The organism is Candidatus Eisenbacteria bacterium, assembly GCA_026388185.1.
Lineage (GTDB): Bacteria > Eisenbacteria > RBG-16-71-46 > JAFGJU01 > JAFGJU01 > JAPLKG01.
This window is the reverse complement of record JAPLKG010000011.1, coordinates 100,072-122,768: the sequence shown is the minus strand read 5'-3', so window position 1 is coordinate 122,768 and position 22,697 is coordinate 100,072. Positions and strand designations below refer to the sequence as shown.

At 57.2% G+C, this 22,697-nt stretch carries 18 protein-coding genes and 1 pseudogene; 3 read left to right on the top strand and 16 right to left on the bottom strand.

All coding sequences use genetic code 11. The features are described 5' to 3' along the window. Window positions 1–26 precede the first annotated feature (26 nt). From NTX17_06195 to NTX17_06185, 3 genes and pseudogenes are all read right to left on the bottom strand, one after another. Window positions 27–515 carry a hypothetical protein gene (locus NTX17_06195; protein MCX5800960.1) on the bottom strand — a complete coding sequence of 163 codons (489 nt, stop codon included), beginning with the start codon at window positions 513–515 and terminating at the stop codon, window positions 27–29. A 1,121-nt stretch (window positions 516–1,636) separates the two neighbouring features. Further along, window positions 1,637–2,215: pseudogene (locus tag NTX17_06190) on the bottom strand (gliding-motility protein MglA). A 384-nt stretch (window positions 2,216–2,599) separates the two neighbouring features. Next, window positions 2,600–3,013, bottom strand: coding sequence for a hypothetical protein (locus NTX17_06185; GenBank protein ID MCX5800959.1), 414 nt, complete (start codon window positions 3,011–3,013; stop codon window positions 2,600–2,602). A 418-nt stretch (window positions 3,014–3,431) separates the two neighbouring features. On the opposite strand from NTX17_06185, the gene NTX17_06180 reads away from it, so the two are divergent. Then, window positions 3,432–4,379 (top strand): lysophospholipid acyltransferase family protein, encoded by a 948-nt coding sequence (locus NTX17_06180; protein MCX5800958.1) that lies wholly within the window; start codon window positions 3,432–3,434, stop codon window positions 4,377–4,379. 100 nt (window positions 4,380–4,479) lie between these two features. Then, window positions 4,480–5,634: a glycosyltransferase family 4 protein gene (locus NTX17_06175; GenBank protein ID MCX5800957.1), complete on the top strand. Its 1,155-nt coding sequence runs from the start codon at window positions 4,480–4,482 to the stop codon at window positions 5,632–5,634. A 37-nt stretch (window positions 5,635–5,671) separates the two neighbouring features. Here NTX17_06175 and NTX17_06170 read toward each other — a convergent pair whose 3' ends face one another. Both NTX17_06170 and recG read right to left on the bottom strand, forming a co-directional pair. Then, window positions 5,672–6,352, bottom strand: coding sequence for a zinc-ribbon domain-containing protein (locus NTX17_06170; GenBank protein MCX5800956.1), 681 nt, complete (start codon window positions 6,350–6,352; stop codon window positions 5,672–5,674). Between the two features lie 156 nt (window positions 6,353–6,508). Next, the gene (recG, locus tag NTX17_06165; protein MCX5800955.1) at window positions 6,509–8,581 is read right to left on the bottom strand and encodes an ATP-dependent DNA helicase RecG; all 2,073 of its coding nucleotides are present in this window, start codon (window positions 8,579–8,581) and stop codon (window positions 6,509–6,511) included. A 106-nt stretch (window positions 8,582–8,687) separates the two neighbouring features. Here recG and rpmB point away from each other — a divergent pair, with 106 nt between their 5' ends. After that, complete coding sequence (gene rpmB, locus NTX17_06160) at window positions 8,688–8,912, top strand: 50S ribosomal protein L28 (protein MCX5800954.1); 225 nt, start codon at window positions 8,688–8,690, stop codon at window positions 8,910–8,912. 27 nt (window positions 8,913–8,939) lie between these two features. Here the strand turns inward: rpmB and NTX17_06155 are convergent, their stop codons facing one another. The 11 genes from NTX17_06155 to mraY are packed head-to-tail and all read right to left on the bottom strand — an operon-like array spanning window position 8,940 to window position 22,697. After that, window positions 8,940–10,574 (bottom strand): radical SAM protein, encoded by a 1,635-nt coding sequence (locus tag NTX17_06155; GenBank protein ID MCX5800953.1) that lies wholly within the window; start codon window positions 10,572–10,574, stop codon window positions 8,940–8,942. Further along, a complete protein-coding gene (locus NTX17_06150) occupies window positions 10,561–12,213 on the bottom strand; it encodes a tetratricopeptide repeat protein (GenBank protein MCX5800952.1) in 1,653 nt (550 codons plus the stop codon). The genes NTX17_06155 and NTX17_06150 overlap by 14 nt, the downstream gene beginning before the upstream one ends. 60 nt (window positions 12,214–12,273) lie before the next feature. Then, on the bottom strand, window positions 12,274–13,425 hold the full coding sequence (ftsZ, locus tag NTX17_06145; protein ID MCX5800951.1) for a cell division protein FtsZ: 1,152 nt from the start codon (window positions 13,423–13,425) through the stop codon (window positions 12,274–12,276). A 38-nt stretch (window positions 13,426–13,463) separates the two neighbouring features. Continuing rightward, window positions 13,464–14,690, bottom strand: a complete 1,227-nt coding sequence (ftsA, locus tag NTX17_06140) for a cell division protein FtsA (GenBank protein MCX5800950.1) — start codon at window positions 14,688–14,690, stop codon at window positions 13,464–13,466. A gap of 21 nt (window positions 14,691–14,711) precedes the next feature. Continuing rightward, window positions 14,712–15,569, bottom strand: a complete 858-nt coding sequence (locus NTX17_06135; protein ID MCX5800949.1) for an FtsQ-type POTRA domain-containing protein — start codon at window positions 15,567–15,569, stop codon at window positions 14,712–14,714. A 17-nt stretch (window positions 15,570–15,586) separates the two neighbouring features. After that, window positions 15,587–16,492, bottom strand: a complete 906-nt coding sequence (murB, locus tag NTX17_06130) for a UDP-N-acetylmuramate dehydrogenase (GenBank protein MCX5800948.1) — start codon at window positions 16,490–16,492, stop codon at window positions 15,587–15,589. Further along, the gene (murC, locus tag NTX17_06125) at window positions 16,479–17,870 is read right to left on the bottom strand and encodes a UDP-N-acetylmuramate--L-alanine ligase (protein ID MCX5800947.1); all 1,392 of its coding nucleotides are present in this window, start codon (window positions 17,868–17,870) and stop codon (window positions 16,479–16,481) included. The genes murB and murC overlap by 14 nt, the downstream gene beginning before the upstream one ends. After that, window positions 17,854–18,987 carry an undecaprenyldiphospho-muramoylpentapeptide beta-N-acetylglucosaminyltransferase gene (gene murG, locus NTX17_06120; protein MCX5800946.1) on the bottom strand — a complete coding sequence of 378 codons (1,134 nt, stop codon included), beginning with the start codon at window positions 18,985–18,987 and terminating at the stop codon, window positions 17,854–17,856. Before murG ends, murC begins: the two co-directional genes overlap by 17 nt. Then, window positions 18,987–20,126 carry a putative peptidoglycan glycosyltransferase FtsW gene (locus NTX17_06115; GenBank protein MCX5800945.1) on the bottom strand — a complete coding sequence of 380 codons (1,140 nt, stop codon included), beginning with the start codon at window positions 20,124–20,126 and terminating at the stop codon, window positions 18,987–18,989. The genes murG and NTX17_06115 overlap by 1 nt, the downstream gene beginning before the upstream one ends. After that, window positions 20,119–21,582 (bottom strand): UDP-N-acetylmuramoyl-L-alanine--D-glutamate ligase, encoded by a 1,464-nt coding sequence (gene murD / locus NTX17_06110; GenBank protein ID MCX5800944.1) that lies wholly within the window; start codon window positions 21,580–21,582, stop codon window positions 20,119–20,121. Before murD ends, NTX17_06115 begins: the two co-directional genes overlap by 8 nt. Before the next feature lie 29 nt (window positions 21,583–21,611). Then, on the bottom strand, window positions 21,612–22,697 hold the full coding sequence (gene mraY, locus NTX17_06105) for a phospho-N-acetylmuramoyl-pentapeptide-transferase (protein MCX5800943.1): 1,086 nt from the start codon (window positions 22,695–22,697) through the stop codon (window positions 21,612–21,614).

Sequence of the window (22,697 nt, the reverse complement as noted above, 5' to 3'; positions counted from 1 at the left end):
TCTAGGAACACTCCCCCCTGGTACGTCTAGCGAGTGGGAAAGTAGAATCGGTTATAAGGGGCGCCATTGTACATGAAGAACAGGAGGAACCCGTCGTTCGGTGCATAGCGCAAAGACAGGTTCTGTATGAACAACCCGTTGGACTGAAACCCTTGAAGCCCCGAGTGGGTCAGAGAGCTGCCTATCGTAAGATCGAGCTTGAGCGGGTTCGACAAGGGGTACTGGAATCTGGTCAGGAACAGACCGCTCGTGTCACCTTGTTTGGTTGATCCCGAAGCGTAGGAAAATACGAGCTGATGAGAGATGTCGAGCTTCGAAGGATCCAGCAAAGAGTTTCTGCTCGACAGGGGCAAGAGATTCTCCCAGGGGTCCGCGGAGTGGTGGTCAAGCAATTGAAGCTCGGCGCCGACCAAGCTCGGCATAGAAAGCCCGAAGAAGGTGACTGCAACGAAAAGGCACGTCACAACCCTGCTGTGCGTGCGCATTAGACAATCTCCCGATCCGTTCGTTATCACGATGTCGCCCTCCTCCGGAATCCGGCACGCCCCTACCCTCGGTCCTCGTGGGTTCGGCACACAGGGCCACTCCACAAGTGGAACATAATGGACTGCAACTTGTTAGTCAAGGAAAAATCCCATCACAAAAAAGCCGTCGGTCAGAATGACTGACCGACGGCGGGGGCGCTGGAGCATCGGGTTATGCCGAACGCCTGGCGGACCTGGGCAGCGTGCCTCTTCAAGAACTACCGCGAGATGCCGTCAAGCAGGAATTCGTCTGCTGGTGCCTCCCTATTATCTGCATTGTCTGCCTCTGCCTTTACTCTCAGCCGCAGTGTGATGACAAGTTCCTTCTCTCCTTGCAGCATGCCGGCGGGGATTGTTATGACCTGCTCCAGGCTCTTCACATCGGTACTGGGCTCTTCGCTCGAGCAGGGGCTCTCCGTGTGCTCCGTGTGCTCCGCATGCTCTGTCGCTTCCTGTTGGTGTTCTCCAAAGATACCCACGTTGTTGCGCCTGACCATGCGACGGAAGAAGGACTCGTCGCCAGTAGTAACCTGCTCGCTCGCCGGCTCGTGCACGAGCGGATCTGTCTGTTCGTCCGCGGTCATCTGCTCGTCCGCTTGTTCGGTTTCCTGTGCGATCGAACGCTCCTCCGGCTGATCCTTGCTCTCCGTCACTTGCTCCGCCGTGGGAACCTGCGACGGGGGCTCAAGATCAGACTCCGTGGACAGGATGACCTCTTCGCGCACTATGTCTTTCTCCAGCGAGGCGCTCTGGACGCCCTCACTAAAGAAACCGTGCAGTATCTCGTGTTCGCGCGCAATGGTAGGCTCAGGCTCCACTTGAGGTTCCATGACCCGCTCGCCTTGCTGGGACGCTGGTCCAATCTCCTGTGAGACTATCTCCGAGACTATCTCCAGCTCTTCCGAATCGACATCCGAGGCCTCTTGGGTGGCCTGGGACGCCAGCTCTATTGTCTCGGGTTCCATCGGCTCTGCCAGCTCGTGCCCTGCTTTGTCGGACTCGTGAGAGGACTCTGCTTTCGCAATCGGCGTCACTTCGGGACACTCAGTCTCTATCTCCTGTTCTTGCTTGCGGCCGAAGGACTTGCTTATGACCATCCGATGTCCTATCTCCTCCGATAGCTTCTCGAGCAGGAGTCTCGAGAGTCCTCTGAAGGTCTCAAACACGCCGGTGCCCTCTGTTGCAACTGCCTCGAAGTACGGCGCGTTCTTCGGGTTGAGTTCCCTGTTCAGTTCTTCAATCGTGTAAGCCCCGGCAACGTCTCTCTTGTTGTACTGAATTACCCACGGAATGCTATCCAGGTTGAGATCGTACTCGGCCAGATTTTCCACGAGGTTGGCAAGACTTTCCTTGTTCTCGTCCATCTTGCCGACCTCCGAGTCCGCTATGAACGCGACTGCGTCCACTCCCCTCAGGACAAGCTTCCTCGTCGCGTTGTAGAACACCTGCCCAGGCACAGTGTAGAGAAGGAACCTGGTCTTGAAGCCCCCAAGTTCGCCAAGGTCGAGAGGCAAGAAATCAAAGAACAGGGTCCTGTCGGTCTGCGTCTTCATCGAAACCATCTTGCCGCGGCTTGACGCGGGGACGCTGTCGTATATGAACTCCAGGTTGGTGGTCTTGCCTCCAAGCCCGGGACCGTAGTAGACAATCTTGGCATTCGCTTCCTTGCCAGAGTAGCTTATGACCACCATTTTGCCTCTCCTTTGGTCTTGCTCCGAACGCGCCTGGCCCCAAAAACCTCTGCAGAATTCCTATCCAGCTCGAGCTTGTGCGTTCTTTCCGCTTGCACGGCTCAAGTTCCCGGAATCGCATAATGCCGGGAAGCTTTCGGCAATGTCGGTCCAGGCAGGCCCTCTAGAGGCGTTCCTGTACCGCTGTTGCCGAGTCCCGAAGTAGCAGTTTTCGTGCCACGAGGGTCTCTCTTCTGCGGCAAACAAGGCGGTGGCAATTCCAAGTTCTGTAACGGACTACACGTAAATCAGGTCGGTTGCGCTGGTGGTAGGACACGGAGGAATGTCAAGTCACTTGCAAGACGCAATGGGGTTTGCAATCTGCAGCAAGGCCAGGCTTGTCAACTAGCACTTGCCGTTTCGCTTGATCCAGAACCCGGGCCTCTCTTTCATCTGGGGCATCAACCCCGGTTCAACGTTGCTCGTCAAGTAGTGCTTGAGGAAGATGTTCTTGACGTCTGCGTAGCTCTCTGCGGGAAAATAGCGACTGACTTTCCCAAACATCCCGTCTCTCTCGGAGAAAATGAAAAGCGTCAATTCCGTGACCTTCTCACACTGCTCCTCCGAATACGCCAGATCGGGAGACTCCTCTATATCAAGCCACAAAGAAGCCTGGGGTCTTGATATTTCGAAGCTGTGCTTGGTCGTCATCAGATACTCCCACAGGCCGTAGATCTCCATGGGGACGTATCGCACTGTGCAGCGTCCGGAAAAACCCTGCTTGGTCACCTCGCATCTGATGAGTTTCTGACTGGGCATCTGCGGCTCCTTCCTTGCTGGTGCCGGACGTGGCACGCAAGTTGCTCCAAAGTAAGCGGTCTCTCATCGCGGGGCTTCCCCAGGGAGGAAAGCATGAGACTCAGACCACTCTCGAGAAGGCTACTGGGACCGAAAAGGACGACGTCAATCTACTGCAGATTGGCGAATCGGGTGTACGTCTCCTGCCCGCTTTATAAGGACGTAGGCTCTTGTCCCTTCGTAGCAGAATGCACAGGTCTTCCGAAGACAAGCGCAAGACAGAGCGCCTAGCCCTTTGGGCACATGTTATTGAACCCCAAGTCACCTGTCAAGGCGTATCGCATCCCCCCTCACATTTGAAATAGCTTGACAAGCATGAGTCGTTTGATTAGCTTCTCTGGCGAGTTACGCCGAGGTGTCTGCTAGGAGTTGCCCAACGATGGTTTCCCTTGTGCTTTTCAACGTACTAGGCCTATGCATTTCGGCCATGCCGGCAAGATTGGGATACTTCGTTGCAAGAAATTTAACCGCCTTCCATTACTACTTGTTCCCCTCCAGGCGCGCAGCAGTGCTTTCCAACGTGAGGCATGTTCTGGCCAACTCTCCCTCTCCGAGATTCAGGGTACTCACAGAGAACCAGATAGCGAGACTTATCTTCAGAAGTTTCAACGAATTTCTGTTCGAGTTCTTCAAGATTCCGGTGCTCAATAGGCAGAGAATAGAGAGAGCATTTTCGTTTGAAGGTCTACAGAATTTGGATTCGGCACTTTCAAAGGGAAACGGTGTCATCATCGCCAGCGCTCACATCGGAAACTGGGAAATGGGAGGAGCTGCGCTGGCCCTCCTGGGATACAAGCTTCACGTGGTCGCAGCAATACAATTCAGTAGCTCGCTGTCCGAACATGTCAAGGACGTGAAGCGAAGACTCAACATAAACGTCGTGTCGCCGGAAGAGGGCTACCGGGCGCTCTTCCGGGCGCTCAAAGACAACGAAGTCGTGGTCTTGCTTGTGGACGGAGACGTTTTCGCAAACGGACTCAAGCTGGATTTCTTCTCGGAGCCCGCCCGGATTTCGTCGGGCGCTGCTGCCCTGGCATTGAAGACCAACGCAGCCATCGTATCGGGCTACGTGAAGAGAGAGGGCCCCCTCCGCTTCAGGATGAGCGTGGGCGAGCCCATCCTTCCCGTCTCGACCGGCAACAAGGCAGAGGACATCGAGAAGCTGTTTAGGCAGGTCCTTTCCCGAGTAGAATCTTACATTGAGGAAAACCTCGACCAATGGTGTATCTTCAGAGGCGTCTGGACCGACGAGGTCAAGCGTGGAACGCTTTCAGAAGCGCAACGGACAGAAGAGCATGCCTACTATGATTCACCCTCCGGAAGCTGAACCCAGAAACCCAACTGCGACCAAATGTGTCTGCAAGACCGAATCCGCTGAAACGGCACAGACACGACGTGGCGGGGAACCTCCCTCCGCCGAGTCCGGCGTGAGGCGGCGCTTCAACATCGCCATAGTGACACACGCATACTACCCACAGTACGGCGGCGTCACGGAACACGTACACCACGCCGCCCTGGAGCTTCGCAAGAGGGGTCATCGAGTGACCATCATCACGTGCGGCCACGGCGGCCGCGCGAATTACCCCGAGGGCAACAATGTCATACGCCTCGGCAGCAACGTATTGATCCGATACAACAAGGCTTACGTCAACCTCACGACGGGCTGGAATGTCTATGGGAAAATGAGGCGCCTGCTCTGTCAGGGGCAGTACGATGTCGTCCACGTGCATTGCCCTCTCGTGCCCGTGCTCCCCTTGGCCGCGACGAGAACTGCCGGGGACGCTCTCCTTTTCGGGACTTTCCATGCTTCGGCGGAATCAAGCGCCGGCTATTTCTTGTTCAAACCTTTCCTCAAGAGGTATCACCGAAAACTCGACGGAAGGATCGCCGTCAGTGAGCCTGCGAGAGACTTCGTACGCAAGTACTTCGGCGGGGACTACAGAATAATCCCGAACGGCGTGGACCCATCAAGATTCAATCCCGACAATCCGCCGATAGAGGAGCTTGCCGACGGCAAGCTCAATGTGCTCTTCGTAGGAAGGCCCGATCCAAGAAAGGGACTGGAATACCTGATAAGGTCTATGGAGATCGTCCGTTCCCGCAGCAAGTCTCCTGTAAGGCTCGTCGTGATAGGTGATGGACCAAAGAGAAGGACGTACGAAGCGATGGTAGGTAAGCGGCACAGGGATTCCGTTCTTTTCCTGGGAAGTGTCGGCGTGGACCTTTTGCCCCGCTATTTCTCGAGCGCCCACGCGTTTTGTTCGCCCGCGACCGGTAACGAGAGCTTCGGGATCGTTCTACTCGAGGCCATGGCGTCCGGGGTTCCCATCGTTGCATCCGACATACCCGGCTACAGGACCGTGGTCACGAATGGACAGGAAGGCTTCCTGACAAAACCCAGGGATCTTGAGGCGATGGCCAGGGCCCTCTTGCTTCTGCTCGATGACCGGAGACTAAGAGAGGACATGGGGGCGAAAGGCCGGCAGAAAGCTCTTAGATATTCGTGGGCAAAGATCGCCGAACAAACCGAGCAGTACTACGTCGAGGCGATGGCCTCAAAGGCGGGAAGATCGAGAAAGTGAACGCGCGAAGCTGATCTCCGATTGGACGCGGTCGCCCTCAGAGAATCTCCTTGTTTTCTCCCAATATGTCGTTCACCGCTTCTCTGAAATCGTCTGTCCCGACGGCGTTCTCTATCCCCAGCCTGTCTTTGTATAACTCCCACGAGCGTGCGATTTCCTTGCCAAGGTAGGCAAGAACCTTTCCTTCGGCAAGTCCCTTGTCCCTCTTTTCCCTGTTGTAGAAGAGCACGTCGGAAATCAGGGCTCTTGCGAGGTTTCTGGGATCCTCGGCTCTCACGGTCGCCTCGCGGCTGCTCTCGCAGACCGTTTCCTCGACCGGGGTTCTCGTCTCTTCTTCCGTATCTTCCGGCGGCGCAGGAGATTTCTCTTCGACTTCAGGTTGCGGCTCGCTGCCCCGAGACTCCGTCCCTATCGGCTGCTCCTCCGTCTCGCGGTCTATTGGGACACCCGTCGGGCCGGGAACCTCCGCCTGCTCCGCTCCCGGGCCTCCGGGTCTGATCTCGGCTGTCTCTTCGCCGAATCCTTCGCCGAAGAGAGGCCGGCGTACCACGTCCTTCCCGAAGAGCTTCTCACCGAGTGTCTCCGGCTCACTGTCAGCTTCCCTTCGCACCAGAAAGACTACCCTGCACTTGGGGCACTTGACCTTCACACCCGTCTCTGGAACCTTTTCATCAGCAATCTTGTAACTTGTCCCGCATCCCGTACATTGTACTAGCATCGTCTCACCTTCGTTGTGCTAACGTTTTTTGCACGCTCCGAGGCGCTCGTAATACGTCATAGCCAGGCTTATGCAAGAACTGAGCCAAGCCTCGGCGGCAGGTAATCGCTTCACGGGCAGGCCGGCTTCTGGAAGGAGACCCAGGATTCTCTGCCGTCAGGCGCCGGGTAAGGCCGAAGAAATGACTCTCAACTCGCTGAGAGTCCTTCGCGCCGGCCCATTGTCGGGGTGGGCCAGCTCGGGGTCGTTCTCCAGCAAAAGGAACGCCTCTCTTCTGGCAAGAGAGAGGAGAGTTCCGTCGCGAAGAAGGTCTGCTATTCGGAACTCGGGAAGACCATGCTGCCGCGTGCCCAGGAATTCGCCAGGCCCTCTGATCGCAAGGTCGGCCTCGGCAATTTTGAAGCCGTCGTCGCAGTTTGCAAGTATTCCCAATCTTCTCGAAGCGTCCTCTCCGATCTCTTTGTCCTTTATGAGGATGCAGTACGATTCGTGGCAACCCCTCCCCACTCGCCCCCTGAGCTGGTGAAGCTGGGAGAGCCCGTATCTGTCAGGATTCTCGACTATCATGATGGAGGCGTTTGAAACGTCGATGCCGACCTCGATTACCGTAGTGCTGACAAGAACATCTATCTCACCCGACTTGAAGCGCTTCATTGTTTCTTCTTTCTCGTCGGTTTTCATCTTCCCGTGCATGAGCCCGATCTTGATTCCTCTCAGGATCGGATGTCGCGAAAGCTCTTGGGCCATTTCGGTCGCAGCCATGAGCTGCTCAACCTTCTCTGACTCCTCGACGAGAGGATAGACGACGTAGGCCTGCCTGCCGTCACGCACCTTCTTTGCAAGGAATTCATATACCTTGGTCCGCTCCCCTTCTACGACCGCTCTCGTAACGATCTTTCGTCTCCCGGGTGGCATCTCGTCGATGATCGAGACGTCCAGATCGCCATAGAGAGTCATGGCGAGCGTCCGGGGGATCGGCGTGGCCGTCATGACGAGCACGTGAGGAAAGATTCCCTTTCCTATGAGCGTGGCCCTTTGAATCACGCCGAAGCGATGCTGCTCGTCAACGATGATCAATCCCAGCCTCGAGAATTGAACCTGGTCCTGTATCAGAGCATGAGTGCCGATGAGAATCTGTATGTCGCCGCGCGCCGTTTCCTTGAGAATTCGCTCCTTCTTCTTGGACGGCGTCTTCCCGAACAGGGTCTCGACCTTCACGTCGAAACCTTCGAGGAGCTTCGACGCCGTGGCTAAGTGCTGCTCCACCAGTATTTCTGTGGGGGCCATGAAAGCGACCTGGCAACCGTTGTCCGCAGTGATGAGAGACGCAGCGAGTGCCACCAGGGTTTTCCCGCAACCGACGTCTCCTTCGAGGAGTCTGTTCATGACGCGCCTTGATTTCAAGTCTGTCTTGATCTCTTCGAGAGCCTTCTTCTGCGCCGAGGTCAGTTCAAAGGGAAGCGACTGCAGAAAGCGATTGAGAAGAGGGCCGTTCGTCGAGAAGGCCAGGGCCCGTGATGGCTCTTGCACTCTTCTTTTTCTTCTCGCGAGTAGTAGCTGAAAATAGAAGAGCTCCTCGAAAGCCAATCGTTCCCTCGCTCTCTGCTGGCACTTCCAGTCGTCCGGAAAATGTATTTGCATCAAGGCTTCCCGCAGACCGAGCAACTTCCTACGATTGATGACGTGTTGCGGCAGGCTCTCGCGGATGAGCGGAAGGCACGTGTCGAGCGTCCTCTTGACCGTCCTTCGCAAGACCTTCTGGCCGAGCTCCGCCGTGAGTCTGTACGACGGTACGATCCGACCCGTGTGAATGAGCTCCTGGTCTTCCTTTGCGAGAATCTCGTAGACCGGATTCTTGAGCTGCTTGCCCTTGTAGTACCCGACTTCACCGCTCACCACGACTGTTTGCCCGGGACTAAAGACCCTCTGGAGGAAGGGCTGGTTGAACCAGATACATTCGATGGTGCCGGTGTCGTCCGAAAGCACCATTATGAAGTCCTTCCTGCCGTCGCGGGTGGGCCTTATATGAAAACCGACCACAGTTCCCATCACGGTGCAACTCTGCGCGGCCGTGAGCGAAGAGATTGTTCCCATGGTCGTTCTGTCGATGTACGCGCGAGGGTAGTAGCGGAGGAGATCCATCGCCGTGGAGATTCCCAGTTTCGTGAACAGCTCCGCCTTTGCAGGGCCTACGCCTTTGAGGTATTGTATCGGTGACGAGGGTTTCAACATGGTGTCTTAAGACGCGCAGTAAATCTTTTGTGCTTGCAAGCCCCCCGGCTCTCTGATAGATTCTAGCTCAGAGTCTCATCGTTTCTCAAGGAGTAAATCAATCATGTCTAGAAGATGCGACATATGTGGAAAAGGCAGCCTCTTTGGGTCGACAATCAGTCACGCTCACAACGTCTCCAACAGGCGCTGGCAGCCGAACCTACAGCGCGTCCGAGTGGTGATGGACGGCGTGCCGAAGAAGCTCAACGTCTGTACGCGCTGCCTGAGGTCTGACGTCGTTCAGAAGGCCGTCAGGGCCGCAAGGGCAAGGGCTGCCGAGATCGGATAGCAGAACGACAAGTGCGTGATGGGAGCCCTAGACTTCCTCCAGGGCTCTATCTAGCTCCTCCTCAAGCTCCTTCCTCGCGGGGCCTATGAGCAAATGATCCCAGGGAAGCGGAGCTCTCCTGTCTCTTTCTTCGAAGACCTCGTTCTCGAAGCGCAATCCAGCCTTGCTCCAGGCTTTCTTGAAATTGAGATTCTCATACACCATCGCGTGCAAGGCGTGGGCCACCCTCCAGTCTCCTCGCGAGAGTGCGCCTTCCAGAATTGAGCCTCTTATGCTCTGAGAGCCGAATTTGACCCCTCTGATTTTCGACAGACCTTTGGTCAGAATCTGCATTCTCTTGTCGAGAGAGTCCCGCTCGAGCATGCGACACCACTGGAAGGGCGTGAAGGCCTTCGGAACAAACGGAGAAGCGCTCACCACGACCTGACGAGCCTTCTTGCCGGACAGGAACGTCGAACGAATCGCCCCGACAAGCGAGACGATTGCCTCGACGTCCTCCGGTTCTTCCTTCGGCAGACCTATCATGAAATATAGCTTCAGCGATGCGATGCCGCTATCGCGCGCAATCTCGACCAGTCTCAACAGCTTTGCCTCGTCCAGCTCCTTGTTTATTACCCCCCTGAGTCTCGCCGTACCTGCTTCGGGAGCAGTGGTGATTGTCCTCGTGCCGCTTCTCGCAACTAGCTCGACGAGCTCCGCAGGGGTGCTGTCTGCTCTCATTGACGAGAGAGAAACCCTGAGCCCCTTTCCAACGAGAACCCTTGCGAGTTCCGTGAGTCCCGGATGCTCCGAGACACAGGCCCCCACTATTCCGACGGTCCCGCGGGCCGGGGCGCCCTCTTCGATCCTGGCAAGCAACGACTCTGCCGGGACGAATCTGAGAGGAGCGTAGACCGACGTCACCGCGCAGAACCTGCATTTTCTTGAGCAACCGCGTCCGGATTCCACAAGCACCATGCCGCCGAGGTGACTTCTCGAAGTCGAGATCACGCTGCTGCGAAACACCGTCGAAAGCTGAGACACGTATCTTCTCTTCACACTCGTAGAGGGAACCGGAGTGCCGGACCCTCTCAGGAAAGGAGAGTGCACGGAAGGAACGTACACGCCGTCGATGCAAGCCAGGGACTCCAAGACCGACTGCCTTCCGCCCGCTCTTGCTTGCAGCAAGGTATCGATTATCTCTTCCGTGGCCTCGTCCGCTTCTCCAAGGAAGACCGCGTCCATGAAAGGGCTGATCGGTTCAGGATTCATGAAGACCCCGACTCCGCCTGCGAGCAAGAGCGGCGAGCGCTCGTCCCGCTTCGAAGCAAACGGTTCAATGTCGGAGGCCTTGAGAATCCTGAGCAGATTGAGGTAGTCGTTCTCAAACGAAACGGAGAACGCGATGACGTCAAAAGACTTCAAGGGTAGTTTGCTCTCGAACGAGCGAGGCTTGGCTTCGGAAGGACGCGGATCGTGCCCAATTGACAGGCGACCGGGAGCCCGTTCGAAGAAGGCTCTCTCGCAATGCACTCTGGGGTCCGATACAACGAGCCCGTAGATGCCTTGAAACCCCAGATTGTCCATGCCGACTGCGTACGAATTGGGATAGACGAGGGCCAGACTCAACTGAGCGCGTCTTCCGGTCTGGGATCCGTCTCCGTAACGACTAGTTTTTCGCATCGGGAGGACTGAGGGGAAACGTGACGTCGGCGTCCAGGTAGGAGCGAGCAAGTGGATTATCGGGTTCGATTTTCAGAACGTGCAGGAGGTGTTCCCTTGCGTCTTCGACGTGACCCTGCCGTTGAAGAAGCATGGCCAATCCGAGCCTCGCTGCGACGAAATTCTTGTTGATGCTGATTGCAGCCGCGAAGGCTTTCTCGGCCTCTCCCTCCTGCCCCTTGGAGACGTGCGCCCTTCCAAGACAGTAGTGGATGTCGGCATGATCGGGGCACAGTGCGAGGGCGTGATTCAGGTGGGACAAGGCCTCGTCAGGCTCGTCTTCAAGCATGAGGAGTCTGCCGAGGGCATAGTGAGCCGTGGCGAAGTCGGGGTTGAGCTCGATGGCCTTCACCAACTGCTCCTTGGCCTGTGCGTTGTTCTTCGACTTCATGTAGGAGATGCCCAGGCTCAATCTGAGGTCCGGATAGTCGGGATGGTATCCCACCGCTATCTCAAACTCGTTGGCGGCCTTCTGAGAGTCGCCCTTCGCCAGGTAGACACGTCCGAGCTCGGCCCTGGCTATTCCAGCGTCAGGTGACTGCTCGAGGGCGCTGCGGAGTTCTCTCACGGCGCCTTCGGTGTCGTCCATGCTATGATGGCAGAGGCCAAGGTAATGATGCGCCCGCCAGAAACGCGGATTGGCCTCCAGGGCCTTGTCGAACTCCTCAACCGCCAGCTGAGGAAAGCCGCCTCTGTAGAACGCAAGACCGGCAAGGAAGTGGACGTCGGCATAGTTGGGAGCAAGTTGCGACGCATGCGCGAGGAACTTTACGGCTTCTCCGTGGCGGCACTCGGCCAGGTATGTGAGCCCCAGATGAACGTGAGCCTCCAGATAGTTGGGATTGATGGAAACCGCCTGCTTGAATTCACTGGCCGCCCTGGACGTCTCCCCCATTTCTCTCAGTATGACTCCGAGCTTGCAGCGCAGGTCGGCATACCTCGGCTGAAGGGCGATGGCCTTCTCGAGTTCTGCCACGGCCTCTTTCCTCAGACCCCTGTTGTAGTAACTGACAGCGCTGTCCATGTGCACGAAGCACTCGGACTGCTTCTTCGGTATCTGTCTCAGCTCTGCTATGGCCTCTTCCGGAATATGATTGTTGTTCTGAAGACTGAGAGAGAGGGGAAGGTCGTAGCCTGTCTGTCTCACGTCCTGAAGCTGGCGCTTCGCGCCCTCCTCCTCGCCGACGGCGTGGAGGCAAACGGCCAGATAGCAGCGGGCCTCCGAGTAGTGCGGATTGATCGCAAGGGCAGCCTCGAGCTCGCCTATCGCCTCCTTGTGCCGGCCGGATCTTTCGTAGATTACGCCCAGATAGTAACGAAGGTCAGGATAATTGGGGCTCTCCGTCAGGGCCTTCTTAAATTCCTGCTCCGCACTCTCAAGCTTGCCCTTCTTGAAATGTGCCAGGCCAAGGTGAGCCCTCGCTTCCGCGGCGTAGAAAAGGCCGAGATTGTAGTAGGGATCCTTCTTGCTCGAAATAGACTCTATCGCCTTCTCGAATTCTCCAACGGCCTCCTCGTACTGGCCGTCGTTGAAGAAGGCAATGCCAGTGTTATAGTGTTCGTTCCCCTGGCGCTCTAGTATTTTTCCGAAAAGTTTCATAAAGACACTTTTTTTGCGACATCGTTGACGCTCGGACGAGAGACGTCGTCGGGAAGCTTGTCAGTCCATCTGCTTTCTCAAGAAGGCCGGAATCTCCAGGCTCTCTTTCGAGAAGGCTCTGCCCCACCGCCGCGTGTGTGTCACAACGGTAGAATCTTCCTTGCGTAGGAAGGCGGGCCTCTTGAGTCCCTCCCGGTCGTAGTCGGGACGCTCGATCTGCCTTCTCTCTGTCACTTCCGGCTTGGTAGTCGCTCTCTTGCCAAACCCGGTCGCTATGACCGTGACTCGAATCTCCGACTCGATCCTCGGGTCAATCACGGCTCCGAAGATAACGCTCGCCTCTCCGCCTGCCGCCTCGAGTATCACGCTCGCCGCCTCGCTGGCCTCGTGGAGACTCAGCGCCGGCCCGCCGGTGATGTTGACAAGAAGGGCCTGCGCGCCGGTAATCGCGACGTCCTCGAGGAGAGGGCTCGAAACTGCGAGCTGTGCCGCTTCCACCGCCCTGTTCTCACCGGAAGCTATTCCGGTGCCCATCAAAGCGTTTCCGCGAGACATCATCACTGCCTTGACGTCCGCGAAATCGAGATTGATTATGCCGGGGATCGTGATCAGATCCGAGATACCCTTCGTGGCTTGCAGCAAGACTTCGTCGGCGGTCCTGAAGGCTTCCAGAATGGGCGTGGTCCTCTCTACGACCGACAGCAGTCTGTCATTCGGAATGACGATGAGAGTGTCAACGTTCTCTCTCAGCTCGTTCAGACCGTCTTCAGCGACGGCCGCTCTGCGCTTGCCTTCGAAGACGAACGGTTTCGTGACCACCGCGACGGTGAGACAACCCAGCTCCCTCGCCAGTGATGCGACCATCGGGGCAGCGCCCGTGCCGGTCCCGCCGCCCATCCCACACGTTATGAACACCATGTCGCTGCCGCGGATGAGATTGCCGATCTCTTCCGACGTTTCCTCGGCGGCCCGTCTTCCCACGTCGGGGTCCCCACCGGAACCAAGTCCCCTCGTGAGCAGGCTCCCCATTTGAATCTTATGCGGGGCCTGTGACTGATTGAGCGCCTGTGCGTCGGTGTTTCCGGCAATGAACTCGACACCCGTGAGACCGGCGGAGATCATCCGATTCACCGCATTCCCTCCGGCCCCACCAAGTCCAATCACGCGGAGGCTAGCACCTGTATTCTCGTCCGGTTCGAATTGAAGAAGCATCACAATACCTCCGTATCACTAAATGAAAACAACGGCAACTAGAAAAAACTCTCGACGAGCCGTCTGATGCCGGAAGACAGTCTGGAAAGAGGGCCCTTCGAGTAATCAGCATCCATTTCCTCAGTGTGAAAGGCATGGAGTACCAGACCGACTCCCGTTGAAAACTTGGGATCGCTGACCGAATCAACAAGCCCCGATACTCCGGTCGGAACGCCAATCCTGACCGGCAGTTCGAAGACCTGCTCGGCAAGTTCGGTGACACCTTGCATCACGGCCGTGCCGCCGGTGATGACCACACCGGCACCGAGCAAGTCGGCAAAATGATTCTTCCTCACCTCCTTGAGGGCCAGCGTAAATATCTCTTCCATCCTGGGCTCGATCATTGCACTCAATACGTATCGTGAAAGCTCCCTGGTGGGCCGACCGCCCACGCCGGGCACCAAGATTTTCTCGTCTTCGGAAACCATCGAACTCAGCGCACAACCATGCTCTATCTTGAGCTGCTCTGCCTTGTCAATAGGCGTCCTCAACCCGATGGCAATGTCGTTCGTGATGCTGGATCCCCCCAGCCCGATGATGGCGGTGTGCCTTATGCTTCCTTCGTAGAAAACCGCCACGTCCGTCGTGCCACCGCCAACGTCAACCAGCACCACGCCCAGGTCTCGCTCGTCGGGGCCGAGCACGGCGTGACTCGAAGCGAGCGGCTCGAGGACCAGGTCCTCCACCCTGAGACCTGCCTTCTCTATGCTCTTGCAGATGTTCCTGGCCGAGGTAACCGCGCCGGTAATGATGTGGACCTCGGCCTCAAGCCTTATGCCGCTCATGCCGATCGGGTCCTTTATCCCGTCCTGGTCGTCAACCATGAATTCCTGGGGAATCACGTGGATTATTTCCCTGTCCGCCGGAATGGCGACCGCCTTGGCGGCTTCCACTACCCTGGCCACGTCGGCGGGACCGATCTCGTTGTCCTTGCGCGAAACGGCAATCACGCCTCTGCTATTGATGCTTCTTATGTGATCTCCGGCGATTCCGGCGTAGGCCGACTTGATCTTTATGCCGGCCATTCTTTCGGCTTTCTCGACGGCTCTCGAGATGGACTGGACCGTCTTCTCGAGATTGATTACTACTCCTCTTCTCAACCCCTCCGACGGCACCGTGCCGACACCCACGATGTTCACCTGATTGGCTTCATCCACCTCGGCTATGATGACGCAGATCTTCGTGGTGCCTATGTCCAGCCCCGCGAGTATCCTTCCGGATGCCATTCTCACACCAGCCTTTCCACTCTAGAAGCGCACGGCCTTCCGTGCTTCTGTGTCTCCCGCGTAGAGCACCTCAGGGACAGTCCGCTCCGGTACCTTTGCGACTATCTGATCCTTGAACCTGAGGTCCACGGAAACCGGCTTAAGGTCCTTGCGCTGCATGTCGGCCCAGGCAACTTTGAATGCCTGGAGTTTCTTTATCGTGACGGCCTCGCTGCCCACGACGATCGGAGTGCCGGATTGAACCGCCATCAGAACCAGGTCACCGCTCTTGTTCACGTGGATCTCCGAGATCTGATCAAGAAGGTTCACCTCAGGATCACGCAACTGATCGATGAGCGCCATGGCATGCTCCATCCCCTTGCCCTCCAGCGTGTCGCCGAGGACCACTCTCCTGTAGGAGAGTCCCGTGATCAACGGCAAGTCGGGAAGCAGAGCGTAGTCAACCGGCTCGAACACGACTCGATCTTCGTCTGTCTCAAGAATTTTGTCCAACTCAACGAGCGCCACCGGTGTACGTTCCTCGATAGTTATGTAGAGCTTCTTCCACAGGAGCTTCTTCACAGAGGCCGACTTGATTCTCGGGTGCTTCATCAGCTTCTCGCGAATCTCGTCGGCGTTGAGGCTCAGACCGCAAGCACCCTTTTCAATGCCGCCAATTGCCACGACTTGAGACTCCAGAAGGTATCTATTGCCCTTTAGCGTCACGGAGTCAAGCTTAAATAAGCCCGTGCGAAGAATTTTCGCCCTGGCCTCCGGCAACTTGACGATGGCGAGCACGACTATCAGTGAGAAGAAGATGATTCTCAGAGAAAGGTCAAGCGAAATCGGCCCCCTGGCAAGCGCCCCGCCGCAGTATGCTTTCTTTCTCGTTTTTCTCAATGTGAACATCCTGATTCTCACTCCACTACTTTCACTTCGAGCTCGAGCCCGACGGAAAAACGCTTGCAGACTTCTTCTCTCACGATGTCGATGAGAGAGAGGATGTCTCCGGCGGTCGCTCCGCCCTTGTTCACAATGAAATTGGCGTGCTTTTCCGACACCTCCGCACCCCCCACGCGCCGCCCCTTGAGACCCGCTTGCTCGATCAGCCTCGCCGCCTTGGCCTCAGGTGGATTCTTGAAGACGGAGCCGGCGCTCGGCAGTTCCAACGGTTGTTTCTCTCTCCTTCTGGCAAGAATCTCGTCCGTCGTTGCCAGGATTGCGCCCTTCTCGCCGTTCTCCAGGCACATGGCCACCTGGGTGAGCACAAACCCACTCGGAAAACTGGCGTGTCGGTAGCTGAATTCCATCTCGTCTCGCGCGAGCTTTCTCTCGACACCACGAGCGTTCATTCCGCTCGCCCACTCGACTCTGTCTCCTACCGTCACTCCAAAAGCGCCGGCGTTACCGAACACGGCGCCGCCGACGGTGCCTGGGATTCCAGACATCCGTTCGAGACCGGCCAGTCCGGACTCCGCACAGGATGATAGCAACTCCGACCAGGAGGCAGACGCTCCCGCGAAAATACCCGTGCCCTTCCTGACGATGCCGGCAAACCCGGGACCGAGCTTCACGACGACTCCTCTGAACCCTGCGTCTCCGAAAACCACGTTGGTGCCGGCCCCCAGCAAGAACCACTTTGCTCCGGCGTCCGCGAACCGCACCAAAATGCTGCGCAACCCTTCTGCGTCTTCTGCCACGGCAAGAACGTCCGCCGGTCCGCCGACTTTGAAAGAGGTGAGAGTCGCGAGGGAAACGTTTCTCCTACAGCGAACGCCGCGGATGTTCTCAATGGACTCGTAAAGGCCGCTAGCACCTGACACTTTCCCTACCCACGCGAAGCTCACTCAGCAGGCTCTCGCCGAATTTCCAGATGTCGCCTGCGCCGAGCGTGACCACGACGTCGCCCGGCGCGAGCTCTGCGACGAGAGTCTTGAGCAAAGATTTGAGGTCTGCCTCGTGCCTCACCTCTGTCTTTCCCCGGCTCTTGATCTCGTTGACTATGTTCGTCGAGCTGACGCCTTTGATCGGCTCTTCTCCGGCCGCATAGATGTCCGTGACGTAGACGCGCTGGCAGGCGTCGAAGGCGCCTCCAAAAAGGTGTCCGAGCAATGCGGTCCTGGTGTACCTGTGGGGCTGGAAGACGGCCACGACTCTCCCCTTCCAGATTTCGTTGGCCGTGTCCAGAACCGCCTTTATCTCGGTGGGATGATGACCGTAGTCATCCAGAATAGTGATGCCGCAGCTTTCGCCCTTGATCTCGAATCGTCTCTTCACGCCCTCGAACTCGGCGAGGGCGGTCTTTATCGCGTCGAACTCGACCCTCAGTTCGAGACCCACCGCCACCGCGGCCAGCGAATTGTATACGTTGTGCTTGCCGGGCATTCGAAGCTTGATTTCGCCGAGAAGCTCTCCATGAACGAAGGCCTTGTAGGACACGCGCATCCCGCTCTGAGTAATCGTCTTCGCCGAGAAGTCGGCCCGGCCGTCAAGCCCGTAGCTCAAGACTCTTCTTGTGATGCGAGGGATTATGGAACGCACGTTCTCGTCGTCTATGCACACCACGGCGGCGCCGTAGAAAGGAACCTTGTTGGCGAACTCGACAAAAGCGTCCTTGACCCTGGCGATGTCCGTGTAGTAGTCGAGATGCTCCTCGTCGATCGTAGTTATCACGGCGATCGTGGGGGAAAGTCTCAAGAAAGACCCGTCGCTCTCGTCGGCCTCGGCCACGAAGAATTGTCCTGTCCCCAACTTGGCGTTGCGATTGGAGGATCGGAGTCTCCCTCCTATGACTATCGTGGGAGCGAGATAGCCGTGCGTGAGGACGGATGCAATCATCGAGGTGGTCGTCGTTTTCCCGTGCGCGCCGGCTATCGCGATACCGTACTTCTGTCGCATAAGCTCGGCAAGCATCTCGGCGCGAGATATCACAGGAATGTTTTTCTCTCTTGCTGCCAGAAGCTCGGGATTGTCCGGTCTTATTGCCGAGGAGATGACCACGACGTGAGCACCCTCGAGATTAAGCGGATCGTGAGAGTAGAAGATCCTTCCTCCGAGCCTCTCCAACGTCTCCGTGACGTCGGAGTGTTTGATGTCGGAACCCGACACGTCGTAGCCCTGGTTCAGGAGAACTTCGGCTATGCCACTCATCCCCGTCCCGCCGATGCCGATGAGATGTATCCTCCTAATGGTCGTGTACATTACGTTCGCTCCTTTGTCCCGCGCGCCCGAATTCCATCAGGGATCTTGTGATCTTCTCCGCCGTGTCCAGTCTGGCAAAACCGCGCGCGTTTATGGACATTCTCCTGAGGCGCGTGTCGTCGCTCGCCAGGCGCGCGATGGTCGAGGCCAGAATATCCGCATTCAACTCGGTGTCAAGTATCATCTCTGCCGCTCCAGCCTCCACCAGGTTCTTGGCGTTCTGAGCCTGGTGATCGTACACGGCGTGAGGATACGGAACGAAGACCGCCGGAAGACCGCACGCTGCCACCTCCGAGACGGTCATCGCGCCGGCCCGGCAGATGACAAGGTCGGAGCAGCAATATGCGTCCGCAATCGACACGAAGTAGGGCGCGACGTGGACCCTGTCTCCGAACGGGGCGACCGAGTGCCGGACCCAGTCGAAGTCCTGGCTTCCCGTCTGAAGAATGAACTGCAGATCTCTCCTCTGGCTGAGTTTGTTCAGGGCTCCTACCGCGGCCAGATTCAAACTGTGAGCCCCTCTCGTCCCACCCAGCACCAATATCGTTTTGCGCTCGCTGCTGAGACCAAGCTTTTGCAGCGCGGCTTCACGGTCGCCCTTCATTATTTCCTTTCTAATGGGATTCCCAGTCAGCCTCAGGTGGTCCTTCTTCTTGAAGTACTTCCTCGATTCTGCAAAAGTGAGGTGAACTTCCTTGGCGATGTTTGCGAGTAAACGATTGGTGAAACCGGGGACGGTGTTCTGCTCCTGAATTACGCAGGGAATCCTCAGGAGCCATCCCACCAGCACAACGGGACCGCTCACGTATCCGCCGGTGCCCAATATCACGTTTGGCCTCCATCTCGACAGAAGGTAGAGCACTTCGAACAGCGAGGCCGCGGAACGGACCAGAAAGCTCACCTGCCCCAACCCGAACCGTCTCGGCATTCCGCTGGCAGAAATGGCCACCATCTTGAAGCCGTAGCGTTCGACGATTTCTCTTTCCGCCTTGTTCCGGCTCCCTACGAACCGGACATCGATGCCGCCGTTCTTGGCGGCGAGCTCCTGTGCGACTGCGATTGCCGGATAAAGGTGACCACCCGTGCCTCCTCCGGCCATCAAAATGCGCATGTTCATTACTCCGTTAAACGGACAGTACGTTTCATCCAGCGGCCGCCTCCGATGGACATTCCCTCCGAGCTTCGGTGTCCCGATATGTTGAGGAGAACGCCCACAGAGACAGCGTTAACCAGCAGAGCCGACCCTCCATAGCTAATGAAAGGCAGAGGCAGACCGGTGGTTGGAAGAATACCCGTCGCCACGCCCAAGTTGACGGCGAAGAGTACCCCGATGCTTGCCACCATGCCGGTGGCGAGCAGTCGGCCGAGCCTGTCAGGCGCATTTGCCGCGATCTTCAAGCCTCTGAGCAAGAGATACACGAAAAGCGAGATGAGAAGCAAAGCGCCGACGAAACCCGTCTCCTCGCCATAGATCGAGAACACAAAGTCCGTGTGAGGATCGGGAAGAAAGAGGTACTTCTGCATGCTTCCGCCAAGACCTTTCCCGAGCAGCCCACCGGTGCCAAGCGCGATGAGGCTCTGGTCGACTTGGTACGGCGCCCCCCGACCGAAGAATCCGAACAATCTCGTTACCTGATACGGATTCTTCAGCATGCACACCGCTCCCGCCACTGCTCCGACTCCCAGGAGATAAGAAAGATGAAGCAACCTCGCTCCTGCAGCATAAACCAACGCCACGCCGATGAGCACGATCACGGCGGCACTCCCGAGGTCCGGCTGCAGAAGCACGAGCCCCGCGGCCCCCAGTATGATGACGAAACACGGCAGGACGCACTTCTTGAAGGAGTGGATGTTCGCCCTCTTTGTCATGAAAACACTCAGATAGACAACCATTGCAAACCTGGCGAGCTCGCTCGGCTGAACGGGGATGTATCCTGACCAACTCTTGGCGCCCCTCACGTGCCTCCCGACACCCGGAATCACAACAAGCGCCAGAAGGGCTGCATACGCAAGCAGCAACAGCCATGGAGCCATCTTGTTCAGCTTGTGATAGTCAACGTTCATCATCACGACCATGGCGGCAAAGGCAAGGACGACCCGCGCGGCCTGATTTCTAAAATAGTAGTAGAGATCGCCCTGGTATCTCGCGGCACCAAGGCCGGCGCTGGAGGTGTAAACCATCAGTAGCCCGACTGCCATCAACACCACGGCGGCAGCCAACAGTTGTTTGTCCTTTCCTCCCCGCGTCTCAAGCATCAGGTTTTCCTTTCGCCCCGCCGTCACGCTTTGCGGTCGCGTCGGCGCTCGCGGTGTTGTCACCTCTTGTCTCCGCACTACCTCTCACCAGCGAAAGAACAGCGTTCTTGAAGGCGCGGCCCCTGTCCTCGAAATCCTTGAACATGTCGAAGCTCGCACATCCGGGTGCCAGCAAAACGACGTCGCGAGGCGCGGCCAGTTTGAAGGCCGTCTCCACCGCTTCCGCCATGGATTGGGCCAGGTGGGCGCGTGTTCCGGACCAGGAGCTTGAGATTTTCTGGGAAGCTTCGCCGACGAGAACGAGCTCCTTCACTCTTTCGGCGACGAGCTGCTTCAGCGTAGAGAAGTTGCCGCCCTTGTCCCTTCCCCCCGCTATCAGCACGATAGGATTGTCAAAAGAGAGCAGCGAGTACTTGAGTGAATCGACGTTCGTCGCCTTGGAGTCGTTGACGAAACTCACGCCGTCTATTTCGGCCACCTCCTCGAGCCTGTGCTCGAGTCCCTTGAACTGCTCCAGCGGCCGTTTCATCTGTTCCGCTGTCAGGCCGAGGGCCGAAGCTGCGCAGATTGAGGCGAGTATGTTCGAGAAATTGTGCGGCCCCCTCAGCGCGACGTTGTTTTCTCTGGTCACTTCGAACTCCTCGCCCGAGCGTCGCAGCCAGAAGGCGCCTCCACGCACAAAGGCCCCGTCCTTTACTCTTCGCTCTCTGAACGAGAAACTGAGTAGCCCTGCCGTGAGCGGGGTCACGAGCGGGGGCACGAAAGGATCGTCGGCATTGTAGACGGCGAAGTCGGACGGCTTGAGGTTCGAGAACAGCCTGGCCTTTGCCTCGATGTAGCTGCCGAGACGATCGTACCTGTCCAGATGGTCGGGCGTAATGTTCAAGAGCACGGCCACCTTGGGGTGGAATTTCGCAATACTTTCGAGCTGGAAACTGCTGATTTCGGCAACGATGACCCCCTCAGAAGGGACGTCCTCCACCACGGCCGACAGGGCCACGCCTATGTTGCCGGCGACCGCGACCTCAAGCCCCGCACTCGAGAGTATCGTCCCCAGAAGTGTGACCACGGTGCTCTTGCCGTTCGTTCCCGTGACCGCCAGAATGGGAGCGCGGGCGACCTCGGAGGCTATTTCTATCTCGCTAAGAACGGGAAGGCCCGCCTTGAGGGCCTCTTGAATCAACGCGATGCTCCTGGGCACGCCCGGACTGAGGACAACGAGATCCTTGCCCTTGATTAGTGCGGGGTCGTGCCCGCCCAAGGAGAGCTTGACGCCCTCGTCTTGCAGATTACGCACGTCTGTCGTGAGCGCGGACTGTTCTCTGACGTCCGTGGCAGTTATGGCGCACCCGTACTTGCGAAGTAGCACGCAGGCGGCTATTCCGCTTCGCCCCAGGCCGACTACCAGGACATTCTTCTTGAAGAAGGAGGGAGATGTCTTCGATGTCTTCGACATCTTTGATATCCTCGGCGTGTTTGGTGTTTTCATTGTAGTTTCAGCGTTGTGATGGTAACGAGCGCCAATATGGCAGCAACTATCCAAAATCTGACTACGACACGCGACTCGGGCCAGCCAAGCAATTCGAAGTGATGGTGAAGCGGGGCCATCCTGAACAATCTGCGACCGCGCAGCTTGAAGGAAGCTACCTGCAACATGACGGAGAGTGCTTCCACCACAAAGAGACCACCCACGATTACGAGAAGCAACTCGCGCCTTATCAGAACTGCGACGGTCCCCAGCGCACCTCCCAGCGCCAGCGCCCCCGTGTCTCCCATAAACACGACAGCAGGGTGGCAATTGAACCACAGAAAACCCAGGGAAGCTCCCATGACGGCGCCGCAGAATACCGACAGCTCCCCCGCTCCTTCGATGTAGTAGACGTTGAGGTAGCTGGCGAACTTGACGTGGCCCGTGACATAGCTCAGGGCTCCGAAGGCCAGAGCGACGAAGATCACCATTCCTATCGCCAGCCCGTCAAGTCCGTCAGACAGATTCACTGCGTTCGAACTTCCCGTGATGACAAGTACCACGAACAGCACGTAGAACGGACCGAAATAGAGACTCATCTCTTTCAAAAACGGCACGTTGGTCCATCCTGCCATTTCTTGCTGCGTCGGGTAGAAATAGAGAATGAGCCCCACGGCCAGGCCGAGGGCGATCTGGGCAGCGATCTTGTATCTACCACGCAATCCCTTCGGGTACCTCTTCACTATTTTGAGGTAGTCGTCCAGGAAACCAATCAGTCCCAACCACACCGTGGACAGAAGCACAATCCATATAAACTTGTTTGCCAGGTTTGCCCAGAGAAGTGTCGGCACCACAACCGCAAGAAGTATGAGGAGGCCGCCCATGGTCGGCGTTCCCTCTTTGGTGAAGTGCGTGGCCGGGCCGTCCTGTCTTATCGTCTGCCTTATCTTGAAGGTCCTGAGCCACCTTATGAGCGGCGGGCCGAGGATCAGGCTCAAGAGAAGAGCGGTCACCGCAGCGTACGCGGCTCTGACCGTTATGTACCTGAATACGTTGAAGAAGGAAATGTGAGTGTGAAGCGGATAGAGCAAATGGTACAGCAC